This window comes from Catenuloplanes indicus (assembly GCF_030813715.1).
Taxonomy (GTDB): Bacteria; Actinomycetota; Actinomycetes; order Mycobacteriales; family Micromonosporaceae; genus Catenuloplanes; species Catenuloplanes indicus.
In genome coordinates this window covers 1080020-1103066 of record NZ_JAUSUZ010000001.1, presented here as the reverse complement: position 1 = coordinate 1103066, position 23047 = coordinate 1080020, and the positions used below count along the sequence as shown (strand labels likewise).

The 23047-nt window shown below is 73.0% G+C and carries 22 protein-coding genes; 7 read left to right on the top strand and 15 right to left on the bottom strand.

The window, feature by feature from the left end:
* Nucleotides 1-345 precede the first annotated feature (345 nt).
* The 9 genes from J2S42_RS05285 to J2S42_RS05245 are packed head-to-tail and all read right to left on the bottom strand — an operon-like array spanning nt 346 to nt 8495.
* Entirely contained in the window at nt 346-807 is a 462-nt protein-coding gene (locus tag J2S42_RS05285) for a MaoC family dehydratase (RefSeq protein WP_307235759.1), read from the bottom strand.
* Nucleotides 804-2288 carry an acyl-CoA synthetase gene (locus tag J2S42_RS05280; RefSeq protein WP_307235758.1) on the bottom strand — a complete coding sequence of 495 codons (1485 nt, stop codon included), beginning with the start codon at nt 2286-2288 and terminating at the stop codon, nt 804-806. Before J2S42_RS05280 ends, J2S42_RS05285 begins: the two co-directional genes overlap by 4 nt.
* Nucleotides 2281-3159, bottom strand: coding sequence for an amidohydrolase family protein (locus J2S42_RS05275; RefSeq protein WP_442320084.1), 879 nt, complete (start codon nt 3157-3159; stop codon nt 2281-2283). The genes J2S42_RS05280 and J2S42_RS05275 overlap by 8 nt, the downstream gene beginning before the upstream one ends.
* On the bottom strand, nt 3156-4067 hold the full coding sequence (locus tag J2S42_RS05270) for an SDR family oxidoreductase (protein ID WP_307235757.1): 912 nt from the start codon (nt 4065-4067) through the stop codon (nt 3156-3158). Before J2S42_RS05270 ends, J2S42_RS05275 begins: the two co-directional genes overlap by 4 nt.
* Before the next feature lie 10 nt (nt 4068-4077).
* Nucleotides 4078-5010, bottom strand: a complete 933-nt coding sequence (locus J2S42_RS05265) for a branched-chain amino acid ABC transporter permease (protein WP_307235755.1) — start codon at nt 5008-5010, stop codon at nt 4078-4080.
* Nucleotides 5007-5858: a branched-chain amino acid ABC transporter permease gene (locus J2S42_RS05260; RefSeq protein ID WP_307235753.1), complete on the bottom strand. Its 852-nt coding sequence runs from the start codon at nt 5856-5858 to the stop codon at nt 5007-5009. Before J2S42_RS05260 ends, J2S42_RS05265 begins: the two co-directional genes overlap by 4 nt.
* Nucleotides 5855-6526: an ABC transporter ATP-binding protein gene (locus J2S42_RS05255; protein WP_307235751.1), complete on the bottom strand. Its 672-nt coding sequence runs from the start codon at nt 6524-6526 to the stop codon at nt 5855-5857. The genes J2S42_RS05260 and J2S42_RS05255 overlap by 4 nt, the downstream gene beginning before the upstream one ends.
* Nucleotides 6523-7311: an ABC transporter ATP-binding protein gene (locus J2S42_RS05250; RefSeq protein ID WP_307248627.1), complete on the bottom strand. Its 789-nt coding sequence runs from the start codon at nt 7309-7311 to the stop codon at nt 6523-6525. Before J2S42_RS05250 ends, J2S42_RS05255 begins: the two co-directional genes overlap by 4 nt.
* Nucleotides 7311-8495 (bottom strand): ABC transporter substrate-binding protein, encoded by a 1185-nt coding sequence (locus tag J2S42_RS05245; RefSeq protein ID WP_307235749.1) that lies wholly within the window; start codon nt 8493-8495, stop codon nt 7311-7313. Before J2S42_RS05245 ends, J2S42_RS05250 begins: the two co-directional genes overlap by 1 nt.
* 97 nt (nt 8496-8592) lie before the next feature.
* Here J2S42_RS05245 and J2S42_RS05240 point away from each other — a divergent pair, with 97 nt between their 5' ends.
* Both J2S42_RS05240 and J2S42_RS05235 read left to right on the top strand, forming a co-directional pair.
* The gene (locus tag J2S42_RS05240) at nt 8593-9384 is read left to right on the top strand and encodes a PaaX family transcriptional regulator (protein WP_307235747.1); all 792 of its coding nucleotides are present in this window, start codon (nt 8593-8595) and stop codon (nt 9382-9384) included.
* A gap of 120 nt (nt 9385-9504) precedes the next feature.
* A complete protein-coding gene (locus tag J2S42_RS05235; RefSeq protein WP_307235746.1) occupies nt 9505-10002 on the top strand; it encodes a cupin domain-containing protein in 498 nt (165 codons plus the stop codon).
* 123 nt (nt 10003-10125) lie between these two features.
* Here J2S42_RS05235 and J2S42_RS05230 read toward each other — a convergent pair whose 3' ends face one another.
* Both J2S42_RS05230 and J2S42_RS05225 read right to left on the bottom strand, forming a co-directional pair.
* On the bottom strand, nt 10126-10809 hold the full coding sequence (locus J2S42_RS05230) for a response regulator (RefSeq protein ID WP_307235744.1): 684 nt from the start codon (nt 10807-10809) through the stop codon (nt 10126-10128).
* Between the two features lies 1 nt (nt 10810).
* Nucleotides 10811-11980 (bottom strand): sensor histidine kinase, encoded by a 1170-nt coding sequence (locus tag J2S42_RS05225; RefSeq protein ID WP_307235742.1) that lies wholly within the window; start codon nt 11978-11980, stop codon nt 10811-10813.
* 144 nt (nt 11981-12124) lie between these two features.
* On the opposite strand from J2S42_RS05225, the gene J2S42_RS05220 reads away from it, so the two are divergent.
* Nucleotides 12125-13741 (top strand): FAD-binding oxidoreductase, encoded by a 1617-nt coding sequence (locus tag J2S42_RS05220; RefSeq protein WP_307235740.1) that lies wholly within the window; start codon nt 12125-12127, stop codon nt 13739-13741.
* A gap of 214 nt (nt 13742-13955) precedes the next feature.
* On the opposite strand, the gene J2S42_RS05215 is transcribed toward J2S42_RS05220, so the two are convergent.
* The 3 genes from J2S42_RS05215 to J2S42_RS05205 all read right to left on the bottom strand — a co-directional run bounded on the left by J2S42_RS05215 (nt 13956) and on the right by J2S42_RS05205 (nt 17711).
* Nucleotides 13956-16190: a pectate lyase-like domain-containing protein gene (locus J2S42_RS05215; RefSeq protein WP_307235738.1), complete on the bottom strand. Its 2235-nt coding sequence runs from the start codon at nt 16188-16190 to the stop codon at nt 13956-13958.
* A gap of 196 nt (nt 16191-16386) precedes the next feature.
* Entirely contained in the window at nt 16387-16974 is a 588-nt protein-coding gene (locus J2S42_RS05210; RefSeq protein WP_307235736.1) for an SDR family NAD(P)-dependent oxidoreductase, read from the bottom strand.
* A gap of 98 nt (nt 16975-17072) precedes the next feature.
* Nucleotides 17073-17711, bottom strand: a complete 639-nt coding sequence (locus J2S42_RS05205) for a TetR/AcrR family transcriptional regulator (protein WP_307235734.1) — start codon at nt 17709-17711, stop codon at nt 17073-17075.
* A gap of 170 nt (nt 17712-17881) precedes the next feature.
* Between J2S42_RS05205 and J2S42_RS05200 the strand changes: the two genes are divergently transcribed.
* The 4 genes from J2S42_RS05200 (at nt 17882) to J2S42_RS05185 (ending at nt 22011) form a co-directional block, all read left to right on the top strand.
* Nucleotides 17882-19132, top strand: a complete 1251-nt coding sequence (locus tag J2S42_RS05200) for a nucleotide disphospho-sugar-binding domain-containing protein (RefSeq protein ID WP_307235732.1) — start codon at nt 17882-17884, stop codon at nt 19130-19132.
* Nucleotides 19133-19273: 141 nt separating this feature from the next.
* Nucleotides 19274-20386 (top strand): hypothetical protein, encoded by a 1113-nt coding sequence (locus J2S42_RS05195; RefSeq protein ID WP_307235730.1) that lies wholly within the window; start codon nt 19274-19276, stop codon nt 20384-20386.
* Nucleotides 20350-20496: a hypothetical protein gene (locus J2S42_RS05190; protein ID WP_307235728.1), complete on the top strand. Its 147-nt coding sequence runs from the start codon at nt 20350-20352 to the stop codon at nt 20494-20496. Before J2S42_RS05195 ends, J2S42_RS05190 begins: the two co-directional genes overlap by 37 nt.
* 144 nt (nt 20497-20640) lie before the next feature.
* Complete coding sequence (locus J2S42_RS05185; RefSeq protein WP_307235726.1) at nt 20641-22011, top strand: glycoside hydrolase family 62 protein; 1371 nt, start codon at nt 20641-20643, stop codon at nt 22009-22011.
* Here J2S42_RS05185 and J2S42_RS05180 read toward each other — a convergent pair.
* Nucleotides 21995-23023 carry an amidohydrolase family protein gene (locus tag J2S42_RS05180; protein ID WP_307235724.1) on the bottom strand — a complete coding sequence of 343 codons (1029 nt, stop codon included), beginning with the start codon at nt 23021-23023 and terminating at the stop codon, nt 21995-21997. The genes J2S42_RS05185 and J2S42_RS05180 overlap by 17 nt on opposite strands.
* Nucleotides 23024-23047 lie beyond the last annotated feature (24 nt).

Sequence of the window (23047 nt, the reverse complement as noted above, 5' to 3'; positions counted from 1 at the left end):
GGTCGGTCAGGAAGTCCGAGTTGCGCAGCGCCGACTCGTACCGGTCAGCCGCTTCCTGTTCCCGGACGACGTCGCTCACCGTGGAGGCCAGGACGTCGACGTGACCGGCGTAGGAGTCGACGACCTGGTCCATCTCCCGCACCCGGGCACGACCGAGGGTGATCCGGTCGACGGTCTCCGCGGCCGGTCCGGTGCCGAGCTGCGCGGTCTCCAGGTCGTCGATGACCGCCCGGACGTGAGCGCGCTCGGCCAGCACCGCGGACAGTTCCCAGAGCACGTCCGCCAGCGCCGGGCCGGGACTCTCATCGTCCTCGAGAGCACTGACCGTGCGCGGGGATCGCGGCCTCAGCGGGGGTAGTAGCGGTAGACGGCCTCGGCCACCACGGCCGGTTTTTCGGCCCCCTCGCACCGCACGGTCATCGCCACCGTGAGCTCCACCCCGTCGCCGGGCACCTCCCGGGCGTGCAGGACCCTGGCGTGCAGCCGCACCTTCGACCCGGCCGGGACCGGGGTGGGGAACCGCACCCGGTTCAGGCCGTAGTTGATCGCCATCCCCACGTCCTCGATCGCCAGCAGCGACGTCCACAGCGGGATGACCAGGGACAGCGTGAGGTAGCCGTGTGCGATGGTGCCGCCGAACGGGCCGGTCGCGGCGCGGGCCGGGTCGACGTGGATCCACTGGTGGTCGCCGGTGGCGTCGGCGAACGTACCGATCCGCTGCTGGGTGACCTCGATCCAGTCGCTGTGGCCGAGGTCGAGCCCGGCGGTCCGGGCGAGCTCGCCGAGCCCGCGCACGGTGGTGGTCATGGGGTCCTCCGATCGGGGACGGGCGCGCGCAACCGCGCCTTGACGACCTTGCCGGAGGCGGTACGCGGCAGGGCCTCGGTGAACACGACGGATTTTGGGATCTTGTAACGGGCGATCCGGCCGTCCAGGAACGCCAGCAGCTCGGCGGCGTCCACCGCGGACGCGGACACCACGAACGCCCGGCCGACCTCGCCCCAGCGCGCGTCCGGCACGCCGACCACGGCGCACTCGGCGACCGCGGGGTGGGCGAGCAGCGCGGCCTCGACCTCGGCCGGGTAGATGTTCTCCCCGCCGGAGATGATCATGTCTTTGACCCGGTCGCGGACGTAGACGAAACCCTCGGTGTCGGTGACCGCGAGGTCGCCGGTGCGCAGCCAGCCGTCGTCGCCGAGCGCGGCGCGGGTCTCGTCCGGCAGCCCCCAGTAACCGGCCATCACGGTCGGGCCGCGCACCAGGATCTCCCCGGTCTCGCCCGGCGCGGCGTCGCCGCCGCCGGGCGTGCTCACGCGCACGTCGCCGAAGAACACCGGCGTGCCCGCCGACCCGGCCTTGCGTACGCTCTCCGGCGCGCGCAGGAACAGCGCGCCGGGGGAGCACTCGGTCATCCCGTACCCCTGCAGGAACGTCAGGCCGCGCCGCTGGTACGTGGCGATCAACGGCTCCGGGACCGGAGCGCCGCCGCAGAGCAGCGACCGCACCGAGCTCAGGTCGGCGGTGCCGAACCGCGGCGAGCGGGCGATCGCGGCGAACATCGCGGGCACGCCGAACAGGCAGGTGACCCGGTGCGCCGCGATCAGGTCGAGCGTCGCCTCCGCGTCGAAGCCACCGGTCAGCACGCAGGCGCCGCCCTTGAGGAACGTGGGCAGCACGGTCTGGTTGAGCGCGGCGACGTGGAACATCGGCGCGCTGACCAGCGTGACCTCGTCGCCGCTGAGGTCGACGTCGATGAGCAGGTTGACGCAGTTCCAGGCGATGTTCGCGTGGGTGAGCATGGCGCCCTTGGGCCGGCCGGTGGTGCCCGAGGTGTACATGATCATGCAGGTCTCGGCGTCCGTCACGTCCACGTCGGCCGGCTCACCGGCCACCCCGGGGACGTCGTCCAGCGGTACGGCCCGCGCGCCCGTGCGCAGTCCCGCCACGGTCGCGGCGCAGGCGGGTGACCACAGCAGCAACCGCGCGCCGCAGTCGTCGATGATGTAGTCCAGTTCCGGGGCGGCCAGCCGCGTGTTCAGCGGCACGAACACGGCGCCGAGCAGGCCGGTGGCGAACAGCGCGTCCAGGAACGCGGGGTGGTTCGGCCCGAGGTGGGCGACCCGGTCGCCGCGGCGCACGCCGAGCCCGGCCAGCCGGTGCGCCAGCGTGCCGGCCCGCGCCGCCACCTCGCCGTACGTGTGCGACCGTCCCTCGTGGATCAGCGCGACCCGGTCCGGTGCCATCCGGGCCCGGCGGGCCGCCCACGACCCGACACCCTGGTTACGCATCGGGCCGCACCCCGATTCCGAGCAGCCGGGCCGCGTTGCCGTGCAGGATCCCCGGCCGCACCTCGGGCTTGATGTCCAGCGCGGCGAAGTCGGCCAGCCAGCGGTCCGGCGTCAGCACCGGGAAGTCGGAGCCGAACAGCACCCGGTCGGACAGCAGCGTGTTGGCGTAGCGGACCAGCTGCGGCGGGAAGTACTTCGGCGACCAGCCGGACAGGTCGATGTGGACGTTCGGCTTGTGGGTGGCCACGGCCAGCGCCTCGTCCTGCCACGGGAACGACGGGTGCGCGATGACGATCCGCAGGTCCGGGAAGTCCGCGGCCACGTCGTCGAGGTCGAGCGGGTTCGCATACCGCAACCGGATCCCGGAACCGCCGCGGGTGCCGGCCCCGATCCCGGTCTGCCCGCTGTGGAACAGCGCGACCACCCCCAGAGCCTCGAGTTCCGCGTACAGCGGGTAGGCCATGCGGTCGTTGACGGCGAACGCCTGGAGGCTCGGGTGGAACTTGAAACCGCGCACCCCGTGCCGTTCGACGAGTCCGCGGGCCTGCCGGACCGCCGCACGGCCCCGCCACGGGTCGACGCTGCCGAACGGGATCAGCGTGCCGGCGTGCCCGGCGCAGGCCTCGGCGATCTCCTCGCTGGAGATCGGCGGATGCCCGGTCGCGGTCTCCGCGTCGACGGTGAACACGACCGCGGCCATCCGCCGCTCGCGGTAGTAGGCGGCGATCTCGTCCACCCCGGGCTGCCGCGCCCCACCGGCCACCTTGAAGTACGCGGCCGAGGCGGCCATCAGGTGCGCCGGCAGCGACGGGTGCCCGGCCGCGGACACCTCCACGTGCACGTGCATGTCGATCGCGGCGTAGCCGGTCACGGCCGTGGCTCCCGGGGCGCCGGGATGCCGACCGGTTGGACGGCCGCGCCGAACAGCGGCTCCCACACCGCGGCGATGCCGTCGCCGTCCCAGCCGCCGCCGCGGTGCGCGGCCACCGTCTCGGCCGGGTGCGTCCAGAGCGTCAGCCGGTCGCCGCCGATCCCGATCGCCTGCCCGGTGATGCCGCCCGACGCCGCGGAGGCGAGGAAGACGACCAGCCCGGCCGCGTCCTCCGCGGTGCCGAACCCCTCCCCGGTACGCAGCCAGTCCGGCAGCGGCACGCCACGGTCCCGCCAGGCCGTCACGTGCGGCGCGAACGCGGGGATGGTCGCGGTCATCGCGGTCGCGGCGACCGGTACGACCGCGTTGACGGTGATCCGGTCGCGGGCGCACTCCAGCGCCCAGGTGCGCGTCATGCCGACGATCGCCGCCTTGGCCGCCGCGTAGTTCGTCTGCCCCGGGTTGCCGCGCTGCCCGGCGGGGGAGCCGACCGTGACGATCCGGCCGCCGTCGCCCTGCGCCCGCAGCTGCCGCACCGCGGCCCGCACGCAGGTGAACGTGCCGCGCAGGTGCACGGCGACCACCTCGTCGAACTCGTCGTCGGTCATCCGCCACAGGATCCGGTCGCGCAGCACGCCCGCGTTCGTGACCAGCGCGTCCAGCCGGCCGAACGCGGCCACCGCGCGCTTCACGAGCGTCTCGGCCACCTCGCTCGGGCCGACCGCGCCGGGCTCGGCCACCGCCCGGCCGCCGGCCGCCTCGATCCCGGCGGCGGCCGCGGCCGCGCTCGCCTCGTCGGCGTCGTTGCACACGACCGCGGCGCCGGCCGCGCCGAGCGCCCGCGCGTAGGCCAGGCCGAGCCCGCGCCCGGCGCCGGTCACGATCGCCACCCTGCCGGTCAGCTTCATGATCTTCCCCTCAGGAACGCCGGATGGACGGGACGATGCCGCGCGGCAGGTAGAGCACCGCGACGACGAGCACGAGGCCGTAGACGGCGTAGGAGAGCACGGCCGGGGCGTACCCGGGCATGCCGGGCTGCGTGCCGAGCAGCGTCAGCGCCTGCACCAGCAGCGTGATCACGGTGGCACCGACCAGCGGGCCGGCCACGGTGCCCAGGCCGCCGACGGCCGCCATCACCACGAACTCGATGGACAGCAGCACCGGGAACGAGCCCGGCGACAGGTAGCCGAGGTAGAACGCGTAGACGCCGCCGGCCAGCCCGGCGAACGCGGCGGAGAGCGCGAAGACCGCCAGCCGGTAGCGGCCGACCGGTACCCCGCAGGCGGCCGCGGCGGCCTCCCCGGTGGCGGCGGCCCGCAGCGCCCGGCCGACCCGGGAGACGACCACGTTGCGGTAGACCAGCATCACCGCGGCCAGCACCGCCAGCGCCAGGTAGGCGTAGCCGCGATCCGCGCGCACCTCCACGCCGCCGAGCGAGAACCGCGGGATGCCCTGCAGGCCGATCGCGCCGCCGGCCCACTCGCCGCGGCTGAGCAGCCCGAGCAGGATCAGCTGCACGGCCAGTGTGGCGAAGGCCAGGTGGTGCCCACGCAGGCGCAGCAGCGGCGCGCCGACCAGCAGCGCGGCCGCGGCGGCGGCCAGCGGGGCGGCCATCAGCCCGAGCAGCGGCGGCCATCCGTGCACGGCGAGCAGCCCGGCGGCGTACGCGCCGATGGCGTAGAACGACGCCTGGCCCAGCGACACCTGCCCGGCGTAGCCCATCAGCATCGACACGCCGACCGCGACCGTGGCGGTGAGCGCGAGCAGCACGTACACCGCGAGGTGCCGCTCCGGCAGCAGCACCGGCACGGCCAGCGCCAGCAGCCCGGCGGCGATCCAGCCCGTCCTCATCCGGCCGCCTCCGGGGCCGGCGGGGTCCGCACGGCCTGCGCGATCATCACGGTCAGCAACACCACCAGGGCCACCTCCAGCCGGTACGCGCCGCCGCCGTACCCGGCCACGACGGTCTGTGCCACGCCGAGCAGCAGACCACCGGCCAGCGCGACGCCCGGCCGGGTGAGCCCGCCGAGCACGGCCGCGGCGAACCCGTTGACGATCAGTGCCACGTCGCTGTCGAAACTCACCTGCTGCACCGGCATGGTCAGCACGCCGGCCAGCCCGCCCAGCGCGCCGCCGAGCGCGAACGACAGCAGCCCCATCCGGCGCACGTCGATACCGACCACCCGGGCCGCGTACGGGTTGGACGCGCACGCGGACAGTGCCTTGCCGAGGTCGGTGCGCGCGAAGAACAGCGCCAGGGCCGCGAACACCGGAAGGGCGACCGCGACGATCAGCAGGTAGTGCACCTGCACCCGGGCGCCGGCCACGTCGATCGCGCCGCCGAGCCCGGGGAACGAGCGCGGCTGGTCACCCCAGATCAGGATCTCCACCGCGTACGCCAGCAGCCCCAGGCCCAGCGTGACGATCAGCGACGCACCCGGCGCGGTGCCCGGCCGGCCGATCGCCAGCACGCCGGTCAGCAGCCCGGCGGCCGCACCGGCCAGCACCCCGAGCGTCTCGGCCACGCCGTGCGGCAGCCCGGCGGACAGCAGCGACGCGGTCAGCATCGCGGCCAGCACGGCCAGCGCGCCCTGCGCGAAGTTGACCACCCGGGTCACCCGGTAGATGACCACCAGCCCGCTGCCCACCAGCGCGAACCCCGCGCCGATGCCGAGCCCGGTGATCAGGTAGCCGATCACGGCGTCACCGCCACGTGCCCGCCCAGGTAGGCGGCGGCGACCCGCGGGTCGGCGGCCAGCCCGGCCGCGTCACCGGCCAGCGCGACCCGGCCCGCCTCCAGCACGTAGCCGCGCGTGCACAGCTCCAGCGCCAGCCGGGCGTTCTGCTCGATCAGCAGCAGCGCCGGGGCGAGCGTGCGCAGGTGGCCGGTGATCTCCGCGACCGCGAGCGGCGCCAGGCCGAGGCTGAGCTCGTCGACGACCAGCACGTCCGGGCGGGCCATCAGCGCCCGGCCGATCGCCACCAGCTGCTGCTCCCCGCCGGAGAGCGTGCCGGCACGCCGCCGCCGCAGCCGGGCCAGGCCGGGGAACAGTTCGTAGACCGCCGTGGTGTCCCGGCCCCGGCGGCCGTTGCGCCACCCGCCGAGCCGGAGATTGTCGTCGACCGTGAGGTCGCCGAAGACCTCCCGGCCCTCGGGCACCTGCGCCAGCCGGCCGTGCACGGTCACCGTGCCGGCGGCCGGGCGTACCAGGCCGGAGACCGCGCGGACCAGGGTGGTCTTGCCGGCGCCGTTCGCCCCGATCAGCGCGACCCGCTCGCCGGCGGACACGGTCAGCGAGACGCCGTCCAGCGCGGTCGCGCCCGCGTAGCGCACGCTCAGATCGCGGACCTCCAGGACCGCGCTCATGCCGCGGCCCGCCGCTCCACCGTGGAGCCGAGGTACGCGGCGATCACGGCCGGGTCGGCGCGGACCCGCGCCGGTGGGCCGTCCGCGATGACCCGGCCCAGGTGCAGCACGGTGATCCGGTCGGCCAGCCGCATCACGAACGCCACGTCGTGCTCGACCAGCAGGATCGTCAGCCCGTCCGCGCGCAGCGAGGCGATCAGCCCGGCCAGCCGTTCCCGCTCGGCCGCCCGCAGCCCGGACGCGGGCTCGTCGAGCAGCAGCAACCGGGGCCGCCCGCACAGCGCGCGGGCCAGCTGCAGCGCGCGCTGCTGGCCGAGCGGCAGCTCACCGGCGGGCCGGTCGGCCCACGCGGTGAGACCGGTGCGGGCCAGGCACTCGTCGGCGCGCGCCCGGATCAGCCGTTCTTCCCGGTGGTGAACGGGCAGCCGCAGCGCGGCAGCCACGAAGCCGGCGGCGGTCACGGCGTGCGCGCCGACCATCACGTTCTCCCGCGCGGTCAGGCCGGTGAAGACGCGGGCGGCCTGGAACACCACGGCCACGCCCAGCCCGGCCCGGCGGTGCGGCGGCAGCCGGTCGATGCGGCGGCCGTCCAGGCGCACCGTACCGGCGTCCGCGGCGAGCTGGCCGCCGATCAGCGCGAACAGCGTGGTCTTGCCGGCCCCGTTCGGCCCGATCACGGCACGCACCTCGCCGGGTGCGACGTGCAGGCCCGCCTCGCGCACGGCGTGCACGCCGCCGAACGCGCGGGTGAGGCCGGCGACGTCGAGCGCGGCGCCGGCCGCCATCACCGGCCGCCGATCGTGGCCAGCCGGGCCGCGGAGAACTCGGTGGGTACGAACGCACCGCCGCGTACCGTGCTGATCACGACGAACTCGGTGGTCAGCCCACTGTGGTCGGTGGCGGAGTACCGGTAGGTGCCGTTCGGGGTGGTCAGCGTGAGGCCTTCCAGCGCGTCGCGCACCGCCGCGCGGTCGGTGCCGCCGGCCTTCTCTATCGCGGCGGCGAGCAGCCGCACGCCGCTCCAGCCGTCCTGGGCGAACTGCGGCGGCGGGTAGCCGTGCGCCTCGGTGAACGCGGTGGTCAGCTCGTCGGCTGCGGTCCTCTGCTCGCCGGGCGGCAGCGCGGCACCGGCCGCGCCGATCGAATGCGCGATCGTGACACCCTCGGCGGCCGGGCCGGCCGGGTCGAGGAACAGCTTGCTGGCCTGGGCGCCGGTGAGCACCAGCGGGATGTCCAGGCCGGCGGTGGCGTACTGCTTGGTGAGCGCGACGGCCGGTGGCCCGGTGGCCCAGACCATCAGCGCCTGCGCACCGGAGGAGCGCACGTTGTTCAGGACGGCGCCGAACTCGGTGGTGCCGGTCTGGAACTCCTCCACGGGTGCGAGGCTCACGCCGTACCCGCTGGATGTGCTCCGCAGGCCCTTGAGACCGGCGGTGGCGTAGCTGCTGCGGCCGTCGTAGGCGACCGCGAGCCGGCTGACGCCGGTGGCTTGGAAGAACTCCAGTGCCGCCTGCGCGTACGTGGCCGAGGTGGCGGGCACGACGAACACGTACGGACGGACCGGCTGGACCTGCTCGTCCGCCGGGGTCAGCGAGATGTACGGGATCTCCTCGCGGTCGACGAGCGGCAGGACCGCGAGTGCGGAGTTGGAGAACGGCGAGCCGATGATCGCGTCGGAGTCGCCCTTGAGCTCGTTGAACGCGAGCACCGCCTGATCGGGGGCGCTCCGGTCGTCGCGGACGGTCAGCTCGATCCGGCGCCCGCCGATGCCACCGGCGGCGTTGATCCGGTCGACGGCGAGCGCGACGGACTTCTGGTTCTCGCTGCCCAGCGGCGAGTAGTTGCCGGTCAGCGAGACGATCTGACCGATCCGGACGGGCTCGTCGCCGCCACCGTCGCCGGTGGAGCCGCAACCGGCGGCGGCGAGCGTGAGGGCCAGGGTGGTGAGGAGCGGCACGGTGCGGCGCACGGGTTCCTCCCAGGTGCTCGTTTCGGGAGCGTTTCATCGAAGCTAGGCTCTTTGCTGACGGCCGTCAATATTCTGCCCAACATCGGAGTCGTGTACGGTGACCACCCCGCAGAACCTGCTGCTCATGCTGCTCGGCGACTTCGTGCTGGACCGGGAGGTGTGCGTCTTCTCCGGCAGCGTGGTCGACGCGCTGGACCGGCTCGGCGTCTCCGCGCACGCGGCCCGCTCCACGCTGACCCGGATGGCCGCCCGTGACCTGCTGCGCCGTCGCCGGCACGGCCGCCGGATGTACTTCGGACTGACCGGCCGGTCCACCGCGGTGCTGCGCGACGGCCGGACCCGGATCTGGCGCACCGGCGCGGTCAACGACGACTGGGACGGCACCTGGACGCTGCTCTGCTTCTCGCTGCCCGAGTCCTGGCAGCGGCAACGGCACGACCTGCGCTCCCGGCTCGCCTGGGCCGGCTTCGGCCCGTTGCAGGGCGGGCTGTGGATCGCGCCCGGGCACGCCGCCACGGCGGAGATCGTGGCGGGCCTGGGCCTGGCCGCGCACGTGCGGGTCTTCCGGGCCCGCGCCGACGAGCTGACCGACGTGGCGTCCATGATCGGCGACGCGTACGACCTGTCCGGGCTGGCCGCCCGGTACGAGGCGTTCCTGTCCGGGTGGGACGGCGAGATCCCGGCGGACCCGTTCGCCGCGCGGCTGCGGCTGATCGCCGAGTGGCACGACGCGATCCGGTACGACCCGCGGCTGCCCGTCGAGCACCTGCCGCCGGACTGGCCGGGGGTCCGCGCGCAGAAGGTGTTCCGGGAGCTGGAGGCGGCCCTCGAGGCACCGGCCCGGGCGGTCGCGGCCGGCCTGCTGGACCTGCGGCCGGACGCACCGTGACCGTCGCCCGGCACCGGGATCGGCAACCCGCGCACCGGATTTAGGCATTTCGTGCCGACGCGGCACGGGAACCGGGCACCCAGGATCGGGGCAGCATGTCCCGATCTTGGAGGAGTTCAGGTGAGTTTCGTTCTGCCCGCGCGAGGCCTGCACGTACCGGCCGGTGAAGGGCCGGCCAAGTGGTTCTCGGGTGACGTGTACACCGTGAAGCTCGAGGCCAAGGCGACCAACGGCACGGTCGGCCTGATCGAGGCCTCGGTCCCGCCGGGCGGCGGCCCGCCGCCGCACATCCACAACCACGCCGACGAGACGTTCTACCTCCTCAACGGCGAGCTGGAGTTCCTGGAGGGCGAGCGCACGTTCACCGCCCGCACCGGCGACCTGGTGTTCGTCCCGCGCGGCGCCACGCACCGCTTCCTCAACACCGGCATCCGTACGGCGACGATGCTGTTCTTCTACACCCCGGGCGGTCCCGAGGGCCTGTTCCTGGAGGGCGGCGACGACCCGAAGCCCGGCGTCCAGGTGGAGCCGTGGGGCCCGGAACGCTTCGGCGACCACATGACCCAGCTGCTCGACAAGTACGACAACGTCATCCTGCCGCCGTCCGCGCAGCCCTGACCGCGATGCCTCCCGCGGACCCGGCCGGGCCCGCGGGAGCACCCGTCCGGCGCCGTCCGTGACCGGCGTTCCGCCCCGTGCACGGCATCGTCCGCGGTCGGGAGCAGGTCGCCGATCTCCGAGTCACCGGCCGGCCGGCAGCGCGTCGCCCGGCCGGACCAGGCGGTGCCGGTAGGCGAAGACCACCAGTTGTGCCCGGTCCCGGGCGTGCAGCTTCGACATCGTACGGTTGATGTGGGTCTTGACCGTCAGCGGTGACAGATGCAGCCGCCCGGCGATGTCGTCGTTGGACAGCCCGTGCGCGACCAGCAACAGGATCTCCCGCTCCCGATCGGTGAGCAGCGCGAGCTCCGGGGGCTGGCTGGCCGGCGGCAGCACGTGCTGGATCAGCCGGCTGACCAGCCCGCTGGTGGCCCGCGGCGACAGCAGCGCCTCCCCGGCCGCGACCACCCGGATCGCGTTGACCAGGTCGCCCGGCGCCACGTTCTTGCCCAGGAACCCGCTCGCCCCGGCCTGTAACGCGTGGATGACGTTGTCGTCGTCGTCGAACGTGGTCAGCACCAGCACCCGCACGCCGGCCAGACGCGGGTCCGCGCCGATCCGGCGGGTCGCCTCGATGCCGTCCACGCGCGGCATGCGGATGTCCATCAGCACCACGTCGACCTGGCCGCGGTGGCACAGCTCGACGGCCTCGGCGCCGTCGGCGGCCTCGCCGACGACCTCCAGGCCCGGCTCCGCATCGATGATCATGCGGAATCCGGCGCGGATCAGCGCCTGATCGTCGGCGAGGAGTACGCGGATGCTCACGTCACCCTTCCCTGGAGGTGGAGGCGTCGGTGGGTAATTCGGCGCGGACCCGGAACAGCCCGCCGGGGGCCGGCCCGGCCTCGATCGTGCCGTGCGCGGCCGCCGCGCGTTCACGCATGCCGAGCAGACCGAACCCGGCGCCGGGCCGGCCGTCGCGGTGCCCGGCTACCCGGTTGACGACGTCGATGCGTACGGTGCCCGCGGTGTACTCCAGGTCCAGCGTGGCGCCGCCGGCACCGTGCCGGTGCGCGTTCGTCAGCGCCTCCTGCACGATGCGGTACGCGGCCAGGTTCACCACCGCGGGCACCGGCCGTGGCTCGCCGGTCTGCCGGTGCCGCACCGTGAAGCCGGTGGCGTCCAGCCCGGCCAGCAGGTCCGGCAGCCGGTCCAGGCCGGGCGCCGGTTCGGTGCCGGCCGCGTCGTCCGGGTCGCGCAGCACGGCGACCACCGACTTGATCTCGTGCAGGACGGTGTCCGCGGCGGTCCGGATGTGCGCGAGCACCGGCCAGACCTTCTCCGGATCGTCGCGCAGCACGTGGCCGGCCGCACCGGCGTGCACGCTGATCACCGCGATGTGGTGCGCGACGACGTCGTGCAGTTCCCGGGCGATGCGCAGCCGCTCGTCCGTCACCCGGCGGCGTGCCTCCGCCTCGCGGGTCTCCTCCGCCCGCCGGGCCCGGTCGGTCACCTCCGCGACGTACGCCCGGCGGGTCCGCACCGAATCGCCCCACACCGCGCCGCCGGCGAGCAGCGCGAACGCGGTGAACTGCTCGGTGTTCCACCAGTCCGTGTAGTACGTCAGCGAGCCGGCGAGCATGATCGAGCTCCACAGCAGGAACGCGAAGAACCAGGGCTGGCGGCGCGGGCTGTACAGCGCGGTGGCGTAGGTCAGCATGCCGGCCACGATGAACAGACCGTCCGGCGGGCGGCCCACCACGACCGCGGCCATGCTCAGCGCGGCCGCGGCCAGCAGCACCGGTACGGGACACCGGCGGCGCACCAGGAGCAGGACGGCGCACAGCACGGACAGCACCATGGTCACCGGGTGCACCGCGGTGTAGCCGGTGAACAGCACGAACAGGACCCCGACGGTCGCCAGGACCACATCGCCGAGCGGGCCCCGGCAACGGTCGAGACGCCGGGCCCACCACTGTCCGCTCACCGCCTGCACGGTCACGACGGTAGTGCCGCGCGCCAGTCCCCGTCGCGCGACTACCGCGTCCGCGGTATCCGCCGCCCGCGCCCGGACGACGCGCCCGCCCGGTGGCCGGCCGTAGCGTCGTCGGCACATCGACCGACAGATAGGCAGGAAATGATGTCTGGTCCCACCCGTCGGGGGTTCATCGCCGGCGCCGCGGCGCTGGGCGGCGTGGCGCTGGCCGGCAGCCCGGCGTCCGCGAGCACGGTGAGCGACTCGCCCTTGATCACGCCGGGCGACGCCCGCTACGAGGACCTGGTGCTGCGCCGTACGAGCGAGCGGTTCTTCCCGCGGCCCGAGTCCTTCCGGCTGCCCGCCACGACCGAGCAGGTGGTGCGCGCGGTGGACGGCGCGGTCCGCGCGGGCAAGCGGATCACCGTGCGCAGCGGCGGGCACTGCTACGAGAACTTCGTCGGCGACGGCGCCGAGGTGATCATCGACATGTCCGCGATGCGGCAGGTCACGTTCGACCGGCGCCGGAACGCCTTCATGATCGAGTCCGGGGCCACGCTGTGGACCGTGTTCGAGCGGCTCTACCTCGGCTGGGGCGTCACGATCCCCGGCGGCCAGTGCGGCACCGTGGCCGCGGGCGGGCACATCCAGGGCGGCGGGTACGGCGCGCTGTCCCGGCTGTTCGGCTCCGTGGTCGACTACCTGTACGCGGTCGAGGTCGTCGTGGTCGACGCGTCCGGCCGGGCCCGGGCGGTGGTGGCGACCCGCGAGCCGGGCGACCCGAACCGGGACCTGTGGTGGGCGCACACCGGCGCCGGCGGCGGGAACTTCGGCGTGGTCACCCGGTACTGGATGCGCACCCCCGGCGCCACCGGCGCCGACCCCAGCCGCCTGCTGCCGAGGCCGCCCGCGGTCACGCTCGAGACGGTCCTCGCCTGGAGCTGGCACAGCGTCACCGAGGAGTCGTTCCACCGGCTGCTGCGCAACTACGGCGAATGGCACGAACGGCACAGCGCGCCCGGCTCCCGCTACGCCAGCCTGTTCAGCCTGCTGCCGCTGACCCGCCGCAACACCGGCGCGGACCCCGGCGCGTTCGCGATGGTGACCGCGATGGACGGCACGCTGCCCGACGCGGACCGGCTGCTGCGCGACTACATCGCCGAGGTCACCGACGGCGTTCCCGGCGCGATAACGGTGCAGCCACCGCGCCGGCTGCCGTGGCTGGCCGGGGTGAGATCCGGGTCCATGAGCGAGGACGAGCAGGCCGGCACGTTCAAAGTGAAGGCCTCCTACCTGCGGAAACGGTTCACCGACGCGCAGATTGCGACCGCCTGGACGTACCTGACCGGCACCGGCCACCGCAACGAGAGCGCGACGCTGCTGCTCGTCTCCTACGGCGGCCAGGTCAACACCGTGGCGCCGGACGCGACCGCGATGCCGCAGCGGGACAGCATCATGAAGGCGATCTACTACGTGATCTGGACCGACCCGGACGGCGAACAGGCCAACCTGGACTGGATCCGGCGCTGGTACGGCGAGATGCACCGGGACACCGGCGGCGTACCGGTCCCGGGCGGCGTGACCGACGGCTCCTACATCAACTACCCGGACGTCGACACCACCGACCCGAGGTGGAACACGTCCGGCGTACCGTGGCACACGCTCTACTACAAGGGCAACTACCCGCGACTGCAGCGCGTCAAGGCCCGCTGGGACCCGCGCAACCTATTCCACCACGCCATGTCGATCACGTTGCCGGCCGCCGGTACACCGGGGGACTGACCTCCGCCGGCTGCCGGCCGAGGTGGCCGCCGGCGCCCCACGCGCCTGGCTGGTCATCTCGCGAGACGCCCTCGGCACGGTGGCTTTCCACCACCGCGCCGGGGGCGCAAGATCCCGTCCTCACCCACGTACCGCCGGGCCGGTGGTTCTCACCGGCCCGGCGTGAGCCGGAACGCGACCGGTGCGGGTCGCCCTCCGTGCTCACCGCGTGGGATCAGGGGTACGCGACGACCTGGCGGGGGACGGTGTTGCCGGCCGGGTTGGGGACGGCACCGCCGGTGTCGTTGACGACGTTGGCGATGGTGCCGACGTCGCCGAGGGAGACGGTGAGGATGCTGCGCAGCCGGACGCCCGGCCGGTTGGGCACCTCGAACGCCCGGTCCACCCGCACGCTGGGGTTGACGTTGAAGTAGGCGTACGAGCCGCCGCCCCACAACTCGTGGTCGGTCACGGTGTCGGCCACCTTGTAGGCCGCGTAGCCGTTGCCGCGCGGGCCGATCCAGGCCGCCTGGTTCGGTACGTCGTACGGCTTCTCGTTCTGGAAGAAGATCGTCTTGCCGCGGTTACCGTTCCAGATCACCTCGTACTTCTGGTAGTGCTCGACGAACAGGCCGGTGGCCAGCACGTCGTCGCCGTTGACGATCAGGCCGGTGTCGCCGGTGTTGACCGTCCAGCCGGTCGGTGCGCCGCCGTGGTCGGCCCGCCAGGCCCAGATGTGGTCGATGATCGTGTCGTCGCTGTGCACGGCGAGCGTGGTGGTCGCCTTGCCCTGGACGCTGCTGCCGATGCGGAAGAAGACGTCCTGGATGCTGATCGGGTTCGCGGCGTGGTCGGTGTGGACACCGGCCTGGCCGACGCTCATCAGCGTGGGGCTGTTCGTGGTGCCGGCGTCGAACGTCAGGCCGCTGATCTTGACACCGTCGACGTCGGCGACGTTGAGCGCCTCGACGCCGTTGCTCGGGATCAGCGTCGGGTAACCGATGCCGGTGACCACGGTGTTCGGGCGGGTCACCCGGATGGTCTGGTCGATCGTGTACGTGCCGGGCGTGAAGAACAGGTTCAGGCCCTGCGCCAGCGCGGAGTTGATCCGGGCGGCGCTGTCACCGGGCTTGGCGACGTAGAACTCGCGCATCGGGATCGACGTGCCCGGCGTGTTCGGCCAGGTCGCACCGGCGGAGTTGCGCCGCAGCGCGGGCACGAACACGCGGTAGAGCCCGGCGTTGTCGACGTAGAGGTACGGCTTCTCCCGGGTGACCGGGGTGGTCGCCAGCGTGGTGTGCGGCGGGTTCGGGAACGCGTTGGCCGGGGCGCCCTGGACGCCGGAGTAGACCATGTTCCACACGCCGCCGTCCCAGCGGGAGATCCGGCTGTCGCGGGTGTACCACTGCTGCTGGGAGCCGGAGGAGACGACGCCGTCGACGACGGAGTCGGCCAGGTAGCCGCCGCTGGAGTAGCCCTGGCCGTTGTCCTGGTTGGACGGTGCGAGCGTCAGGTTGCCCTTGATGTGCACCCGGCGCATCGGCGCGGCCTGGGAGACCGCCCACCGGTTCGTGCCGCCCTCGGGCACGATCGACAGGTTCTCCATGCTGCGCCAGAAGTTCTGGGTCGCGTTCGACTCGTCACCGTAGTTCCAGCCGGAGTCGACGTTCACCGCGCCGTTGATCGTCACGTCGTCCGGGTTGAGGCCGAGCCCCGCGACCGTGGTGTAGAAGCCGACGTTCGCCCACACCCGGCCGTACGTGCCGGGCTTGAACAGGAACACGTGACGCTGCGCGCCGAACTGGGCGGTCGGGCTGCGCAGCTGCGCGTTGAACGCCTGGTCCACCGCGGCCTGGATGGTCGCCGCCGACGAGGACGAGTCGAAGATCCGCACGTTCTGGCCGAAGTCCGGGGTGTCCGAGGTGGGGAGCGTCGGCGAGCCGGTCGGGCCGACGCCGCTGCCGAAGACCTGGAACTCCCAGAGCGAGTAGCCGTACGCGGTGGCGCGCGCGGTGCCGTTCATCCGCACGTACCGGCCGCTGCCGGTCACGTTCAGCGTCTGCACACCGGCCGTACCCGCGGTGACCGGGGTGATGTTCGTCCAGGTGGAACCGTTCGCGGAGGTCTGGATGGTGAACGCCGAGGCGTACGCCGCCTCCCAGTTCAGCACGACCCGGCTGATCGACTGGGTGCTGCCCAGGTCGACCTGCAGCCACTGCGGGTCGGCGAACGCGCTGGACCAGCGGGTGCCGGTGTCACCGTCGACCGCGGCGGCCGCGGTGAAACCGGCCTCGAGCGACGAGGCGGTGGCCGGCTTGCCCTGCGACAGCGGGACTTCCGCCGCGCTGGCGTTGAGGGTGACCGAGGCGACGGTGATGCCGAGCGCCGCGGCCAGCACCGCGCTCAGCACGATCGGGCCGCGGCGTCGGCGTGCACGCGGCGGTGGTGAGGCCTGTGTCGGAAGTACCATGTTCCTGCCTGTCGGACGGGTTGCCGCGGTCCGGGGACGGACGTACGGCGGAACGGGGAGCCGTGCGCATCGATGGGAGAGCGCTCTCTCAGGGATTGTTACGTCGATGACCCGACACGTCAATATGTCGGCAACACGAACTGAGGCCGCTGTCCGGTGTGCGCGTGCCGCCCCCGGAGGAAAGGGTGAGGTGCGGTCACACGGCGGTGCGGCCGCCGTCGACCGGGATCACCGCGCCCGTCATGTAGCTGGACGACGGGCCGGCGAGGAAGCCGATGACGGACGCCACTTCCTCCGCGCGCGCCGCTCGCTTGAGCGGAGTCGTCGCGGCGATCGCGTCGACGATGGGATCGGATCCGGCCGCGGGGGCCAGCGGACCCGGCAGGACGGCGTTGACGCGTACGCCGGCCGGGCTGAACTCGGACGCCCACGCTCTGGTCAGCGACTCCGTCGAACCCTTGGCCGCGCCGTAGGCGGCTCCGGCCGGCAACTCGATCCGGGCGGCGAGACCGCTGACGTTGACGATGCTGCCGTGCCCGCGAGCGGCCATCCCGGGGGCGATCTCGGCGGTCAGCAGGTACGTGGCGCGGATGTTGACCCGCAGGATCCGGTCCAGGTCCGCGGTGCCGATGCCGGCGCTCGGCCCGAACCAGATCCCGGCGGCGTTGTTGACGAGTACGTCGACGTCGCCGCCGGCCGCCGCCAGCCGGCGGATGTCGTCCGGTTCCTCGAGGTCGGCCGCGATGAACCGGGCCGTGCCGCCGGCCGTCACGATCTCCGCCACGGTCTGTGCTCAGCGTCGCTCGTCACGCCCGTGAACTACTCGACATGGCGGGTCCCGCCGGGATCGGCGGCGGCTCGCTCTCCTGAGCCGGGTCCGCCTCATGGCCGGCTGGGCGCGTCGAGCAGTTCGAGGAACCGCCCGAGCAGCCACTGCTCGAACTCCGCCGGGCTCCACCCCGCGTGCCGGACCAGCAGCTGATAGTTGCTGGGGTGCGCGGCCGTCCAGAGGAGATCGGCGGTACGGTCGATGTCCTCCGGGAACCGGCAGAGGCCCCAGTCCGCCAGCCGGTGGATCATCCGGTGGGCCTCGGCGCGCATGTCCGTCACCCGCTGGGCGAATGCGGCCGCCAGGGTGGGATCGGTGTTCGCCCCCTCCGCGAAGGCCGACCAGAGCCCGACGCTGCGCCGGTCCGCGTCGGTCAGCGCCGAGGCGAACGCGGCCAGCGCGTCCCGCAACGTCCCGCTGCGCGGCGCGGTCAGCAGGTCGGGCCGGTCGAACAGCGGCGTGCCGTCGGTCAGGCCGCTCAGCGAGATCTCCAGGGTGCGCAGGAACACCTCGGCCTTGCCGCCCATCCCGTAGATGGTGTCCATCGAAGTGCCCGCCGCGGATGCGAGGGTACGCATCGACGTCGCCGCGTAGCCGTGCTCGGCGAACAGCGGCGCGGCGGCGAGGCAGACCCGGACCCTCGTCTGCTCGGCCTTCTTCTCCCGCACCGGTGACGTGTACTCCCGGGCCACGACGCGCTCCTCCCGTGCTGTGATCTACCCGGCCCAAAATTGACCGTATCGGTGTTCTGGTTAATATTGGCCAGAACGATGTTATGCCTAATCTGTCACCCTGAGGAAAGGCTCACCCCATGGGTCGAGTGATTGTGGCAGCCAGCCCGCTGGCGGGTCACACGCTGCCGATGATTCAGATAGCTGGATACCTGGTCCGGGCCGGGCACGACGTGACGTTCGTCGGTGGGGAGCGCTTCACCGCCGCGGCCGAGGCCGTGGGCGCCACCATGCGCCCGCTGGCCGGCGCCGCCGCCTTCGACGACCGCCGGCTGGCCGAGGTGTTCCCGGAGCGCGCCACGGTGCCGCCCGGTCCGGCGATGATCGCCTGGGACGTGGCGCACCTGTTCGGCGACGCCATCCCGGACCAGCACGCCACCCTCCAGGAGCTGCTGGCCGAGAGCCCGGACGCGGTCGTGCTCACCGACGTGCTGTTCCTCGGGCCGCTGCCCTCGGTGCACGGCGTCGGCGTGCGGCCCCGCCGGTGGATCGGCGTGGGTATCACGCCGGTGTTCTACCCCAGCGACGACGCCACGCCGTTCGGCCCGGCGCCGGCGCCGGAGGGCACCGACCCGGTCGAGGCCACCCGGGCGATGAACGCCGGTCTGGCCGCGGCTCTCGCCGACGCGTCCCGGCACGTCGTGGACCTGGTCGAAGGACTCGGCGGTACGGGATTCACCATCACGAACTGGTGGGAGTCGATGTACACGATGCCGGACACGTTCGTGCAGCTGACCGTGCCGGAGTTCGAGTTCGACCGCTCCGACCTGCCGGACGGTCTGATCACGTTCACCGGGCCGCTGCCGGCGGTCCCGGTGCCGGACTGGACACCACCGTCCTGGTGGTCCGAGCTGGACGGTGACCGGCCGGTCGTCGTGGTCACCCAGGGCACGGTGGCCAACGGCGACCTGTCCGAGCTGATCGCCCCGACTCTGGAGGCGCTAGCCGACCAGGACGTCCTGGTCGTCGCCGCGCTCGGCCGGCCGGTCGCGGAACTGCCCGGCGAGATCCCGGCGAACGCGCGCGTCGAGCGGTACGTGCCGTTCGACGCGCTGCTGCCGCGGGCGGACGTGTTCGTCACCAACGGCGGCTACGGCGCCACCCAGGCCGCGCTCGCGGCCGGCGTGCCGATCGTGGTGGCCGGCCAGACCGAGGACAAGCCGGCCGTGGCGGCCCGGGTCGGCCTGCTCGGTGTCGGCGTCGACCTGCGCACCCAGACCCCGAAACCGGACCACATCGCCGACGCGGTACGCACCGTGCTGGACGATCCCGGCTATCGCGACCGGGTCCAGCGGGTCCGCCAGGGCTACCTCGCCGTCGACGGGCCCCGCATCATCACCGACCTGGTGACCGCGGCCGCCGGCGGAACCGTCTCGCGCTGACGGTACGGGCCGGCCGTCGGTACCACGGACGCCGGCCGGCCCCGCCTGTCGTACCCGGGCCGTAGGCGTCGGCGCGTCCGACGCCAACGGAGGTGCGCATGCGGTTCGATCACGGGTGGGACATGCCGGGGGAGTGGCGGGGTGCGCAGCTGCCCCGGCACGGCGGGTTCCCGTTCGTGCCCACCCGAGACCGGCCCCGGCGTGCCGGACCGGCTGGCCGAGCTGCTGGGCCGGTCCGACCTGCGGGCGGCGGAGAACGCGGAGTACGACCCGGTGCTGCTGGACGAGGCCCGGCGGTTCGCGGCGGATCTGGCCCGGCCGGGCGTGCAGCTGTCCCCGCGTGGCGCGGGCGCGGCGGCGCTGGTCGTCGCCGATCGCATCGCGGCGTGGTCGCGGCGGGACGCCGAGCCGGAGCCGGCCGTCGCGCAGGCGTGGGTGGCCCGCGGTGGCGTGGTGTTCGCGGTCCGGGCGGTCGCGGAGATGGCCGGCATGCTGTTCCACCCGCGACGCGCGGACGGGGCGTTGTGCCGCCCGCCGATCAGCAGCGCCGTGTCCCCGGGCGTGGCGGGACACCCGGACGCCGGACCGGCTGCGGCGCAAGGACGAGGACACCGTGCTGTTCTCGATCGCGCGCCTGGTCCGGGCGTATCTCGCGGCCGCGGACGACGCCACGTTCGCCGAGGCGGCCGGCGCGCTGGCGGCTACCGGTCCGGTGCGGTGCCGCAGCGGCTGATCGCCTCGTTCGTACTGCCGGACCGGGACGACTGGGTCGACGAGGACATCGACGCGCTGGTGCCGTGGATGCGGGCGTTGCCGCAGGCGGAACGGGTCACGTTGCAGGTGCTGCCGGTCTTCTCCGCCACCCGCGCTGCCCAGGTGCGGCGGCGCGCGGACGTGCTCGGCACGCTCGACTCGCCCAGCCGCAGCAGCCGGTTCGACATCCGGCTGCGTACCGTGGAGAAGGCCGGCCGGGCCACGCTGATCATGACGCTGCTGGACGGGCTGGGCACCGAGGCCGTACCGCTGCTGACCGACCACCCGGTCTATCGCGCGGAGGCCGGCTTCCAGCCGGTCTTCCACTCCGGGATGACCGTCAGAGGCGCGCGCGGTCGTCGCGGAACTGCTGCACGGCCAGGTGCGGTCCCGGCCGGACCTGATCCCCGCGGTGCTGCCGGAACTCGACGCCGAGGCGCTGGCGTTTCACCGACCGGGGCGGCGTGGCCCGCGACTGGCCCGGCGGCCTCACCACGCTGATCACCCCGGACGAGGTCTCCGTCTCCGGCCCGCCGGACGCCACGTTCGGCGCGCTCGCTCCGGTCGCCGTCTCCGAAACGCTCCGCGAGGCGTACCGGCTTTTGTCTTGATTCGACAGGTTCGCTGCTCGGGAAAGTGTTACGGCGCTGGAAACGGGACGGTGAGCTGGACAGATTCATGATCGCGGCGGTAGGGGCCGAGCCTAATATCGACGACATTCAATTAGACGCGTCGATGTGAGGAGCGTGCGTGCCATGAAGATGTCCAGAGCGGTGGTCGCGGCGGGCGTGGCGCTGCTGGCGTCCACCGCCGCCGGGATGAGCCTGCCGGCCCGGGCGGCGGCAGCGGGCTGCGCGGTCAACTATGCGGTGTCCTCGGAGTGGCAGGGCGGCTTCGGCGCGAACGTGACGATCACGAACCTCGGCGACGCGCTGACCGGGTGGACGCTGACCTGGTCGTTCGGCGCCGGCCAGACGGTGACCCAGGCGTGGAACACGACGCTGACCCAGAGCGGTCCGGCCGTGACCGCCACGAACGTGAGCTACAACGGCGCGGTGCCGGCGAACGGCACCGTATCGTTCGGCTTCAACGGCTCGGCCACCGCCGGCAACCCGGCCCCGGCGAACTTCGCCCTGAACGGTGTGGCCTGCAACGGGGGCGTCGCGCCGACCACGCCGAACACCTCGCCGTCGCCGACCACCTCCCCGCCGCCGGCGTCCTGCACGCTGCCGTCGTCGTACCGGTGGAGTTCGTCGGGTCCGCTGGCGCAGCCGCGGTCCGGTTGGGTGTCGCTGAAGGACTTCACCGTGGCGCCGTACAACGGCCGGCAGCTGGTCTATGCGACCACGCACGACTTCGGCACCAGCTGGGGTTCGATGAATTTCAGTCTGTTCACGAACTACTCGGAGATGGGCTCGGCGAGCCAGAACGCGATGTCGTCGGCGACGGTGGCGCCGTCGTTGTTCTACTTCGCGCCGCGCAACATCTGGGTGCTCGCGTATCAGTGGGGTGGTCCGGCGTTCTCGTACCGGACGTCGAGTGATCCGACGAACCCGAACGGGTGGTCGGCGCCGCAGACGTTGTTCTCCGGCACGATCACCGGGTCCGGGACCGGGCCGATCGACCAGGCGGTGATCGGTGACGGGACGAACATGTACCTGTTCTTCGCCGGGGACAACGGCAAGATCTACCGGGCCGGCATGCCGATCGGGAACTTCCCGGGCAGCTTCGGCTCCACCTCCACCGTGGTGATGAGCGACACCACGAACAACCTGTTCGAGGCGGTGCAGGTGTACAAGGTGCAGGGGCAGAACCAGTACCTGATGATCGTCGAGGCGATCGGTGCCAACGGCCGGTACTTCCGGTCGTTCACCTCCTCCAGCCTGGGCGGCTCCTGGACCCCGCAGGCGGCGACCGAGGGCAACCCGTTCGCCGGTAAGGCCAACAGCGGCGCCACCTGGACGAACGACATCAGCCACGGTGAGCTGCTGCGGGTCAGCGCGGACCAGACCATGACGGTCGACCCGTGCAACCTCCAGCTGCTCTACCAGGGCCGCTCGCCCAGTTCCGGCGGCGACTACGGGCTGCTGCCGTACCGGCCAGGGCTGCTCACCCTGCGGCGCTGAAAGCGGTGAGGCGTTCCCAGTTGCCGGCGCCGATGGCGGTCTTCTCCTCGTCTGAGAAGGGCACGCTCTCCAGGAAGGAGCGCGCCACGCCGTTGGCGGTGTCCAGGTAGGGGAATCCGCCCGGCCGGGTGCCGAACGTGTACGGGTAGTCGGTGGAGTAGACCATCCGCGCGGTGCCGACCACCTCGGCCGTCCAGCGCAGGTAGCGCTCGGAGACGGTGCCGCTGCCCGCGATCCAGAAGTGGTGCGTGAAGTAGTCCAGCAGCGGCCGTTCCAGGTGCGCGTTGTGCGCCAGGATGCCGGTGTGGTCGAGGTAGAACAGCACCAGCTCGCCCCAGTGACCGGCCACCACCTGCAAGTCCGAGTGCCGGTCGAAGACACCGGAGAAGATCATGCGTAGGTACTGCACACCGAGGTCGTAGTACCAGCCGAGCCCGGCCGTTCCCAGCCCGGGGCCGGCCGGGCCGAGGCCGGAGTAGTAGGACTCCATGACGGCCGGCGCCGGCACCTGCGGGTGGAAGTGCAGCGGTACGCGCAGTCGCGCCGCGGTCGCGTAGAGATCGTCGAACTCGGGGGAGTCCGCGAGCGCGGTTCCCGTACGGCCGTACAGCATCGCGCCCTTGAACTTCAGTCTTGTCACGGCGCGTTCGAGCTCGGCGGTGGCGGCCGCGGGGTCCTGAGTGGGGATCGCCGCCCACGCGTCCAGCCGGTCCGGATGCTCGCTCACGATCGCCGCGAGTGCGTCGTTGGCGTCCCGGGCCACCGCGGGTGCGTCGGCCCGGGCGAGGTTCTGCACGCCGGGCGAGTTGAGCGACAGCACCGCGGCGTCGATGCCCTGGTCGTCCATGTCGGCCAGGCGCTCCTCCCCGGTGCTGCGCAACCGCCGTGCGAACGGCGTGTCGCCCCAGCCCGCGTGTGGGTTCGGTGCGACCCCGGCCGCCTCCCACGCGTCCAGGACCAGCGGCAGGGCGATGTGCTCCTCGAGCCCGACGATGCGAATGCGCGCGGTCATGGTGAACCTCCCCGGTTGTTTCCG

What these genes read in the sequence shown, in the direction of transcription:
- J2S42_RS05285 (WP_307235759.1), bottom strand. Translation starts at nt 807, where the DNA reads ATGACCACCACCGTGCGCGGGCTCGGCGAGCTCGCCCGGACCGCCGGG.
- J2S42_RS05215 (WP_307235738.1), bottom strand. Translation starts at nt 16,190, where the DNA reads ATGGTACTTCCGACACAGGCCTCACCACCGCCGCGTGCACGCCGACGC.
- J2S42_RS05185 (WP_307235726.1), top strand. Translation starts at nt 20,641, where the DNA reads ATGAAGATGTCCAGAGCGGTGGTCGCGGCGGGCGTGGCGCTGCTGGCG.
- J2S42_RS05250 (WP_307248627.1), bottom strand. Translation starts at nt 7,311, where the DNA reads ATGGCGGCCGGCGCCGCGCTCGACGTCGCCGGCCTCACCCGCGCGTTC.
- J2S42_RS05280 (WP_307235758.1), bottom strand. Translation starts at nt 2,288, where the DNA reads ATGCGTAACCAGGGTGTCGGGTCGTGGGCGGCCCGCCGGGCCCGGATG.
- J2S42_RS05200 (WP_307235732.1), top strand. Translation starts at nt 17,882, where the DNA reads ATGATTCAGATAGCTGGATACCTGGTCCGGGCCGGGCACGACGTGACG.
- J2S42_RS05180 (WP_307235724.1), bottom strand. Translation starts at nt 23,023, where the DNA reads ATGACCGCGCGCATTCGCATCGTCGGGCTCGAGGAGCACATCGCCCTG.
- J2S42_RS05270 (WP_307235757.1), bottom strand. Translation starts at nt 4,067, where the DNA reads ATGAAGCTGACCGGCAGGGTGGCGATCGTGACCGGCGCCGGGCGCGGG.
- J2S42_RS05255 (WP_307235751.1), bottom strand. Translation starts at nt 6,526, where the DNA reads ATGAGCGCGGTCCTGGAGGTCCGCGATCTGAGCGTGCGCTACGCGGGC.
- J2S42_RS05220 (WP_307235740.1), top strand. Translation starts at nt 12,125, where the DNA reads ATGTCTGGTCCCACCCGTCGGGGGTTCATCGCCGGCGCCGCGGCGCTG.
- J2S42_RS05265 (WP_307235755.1), bottom strand. Translation starts at nt 5,010, where the DNA reads ATGAGGACGGGCTGGATCGCCGCCGGGCTGCTGGCGCTGGCCGTGCCG.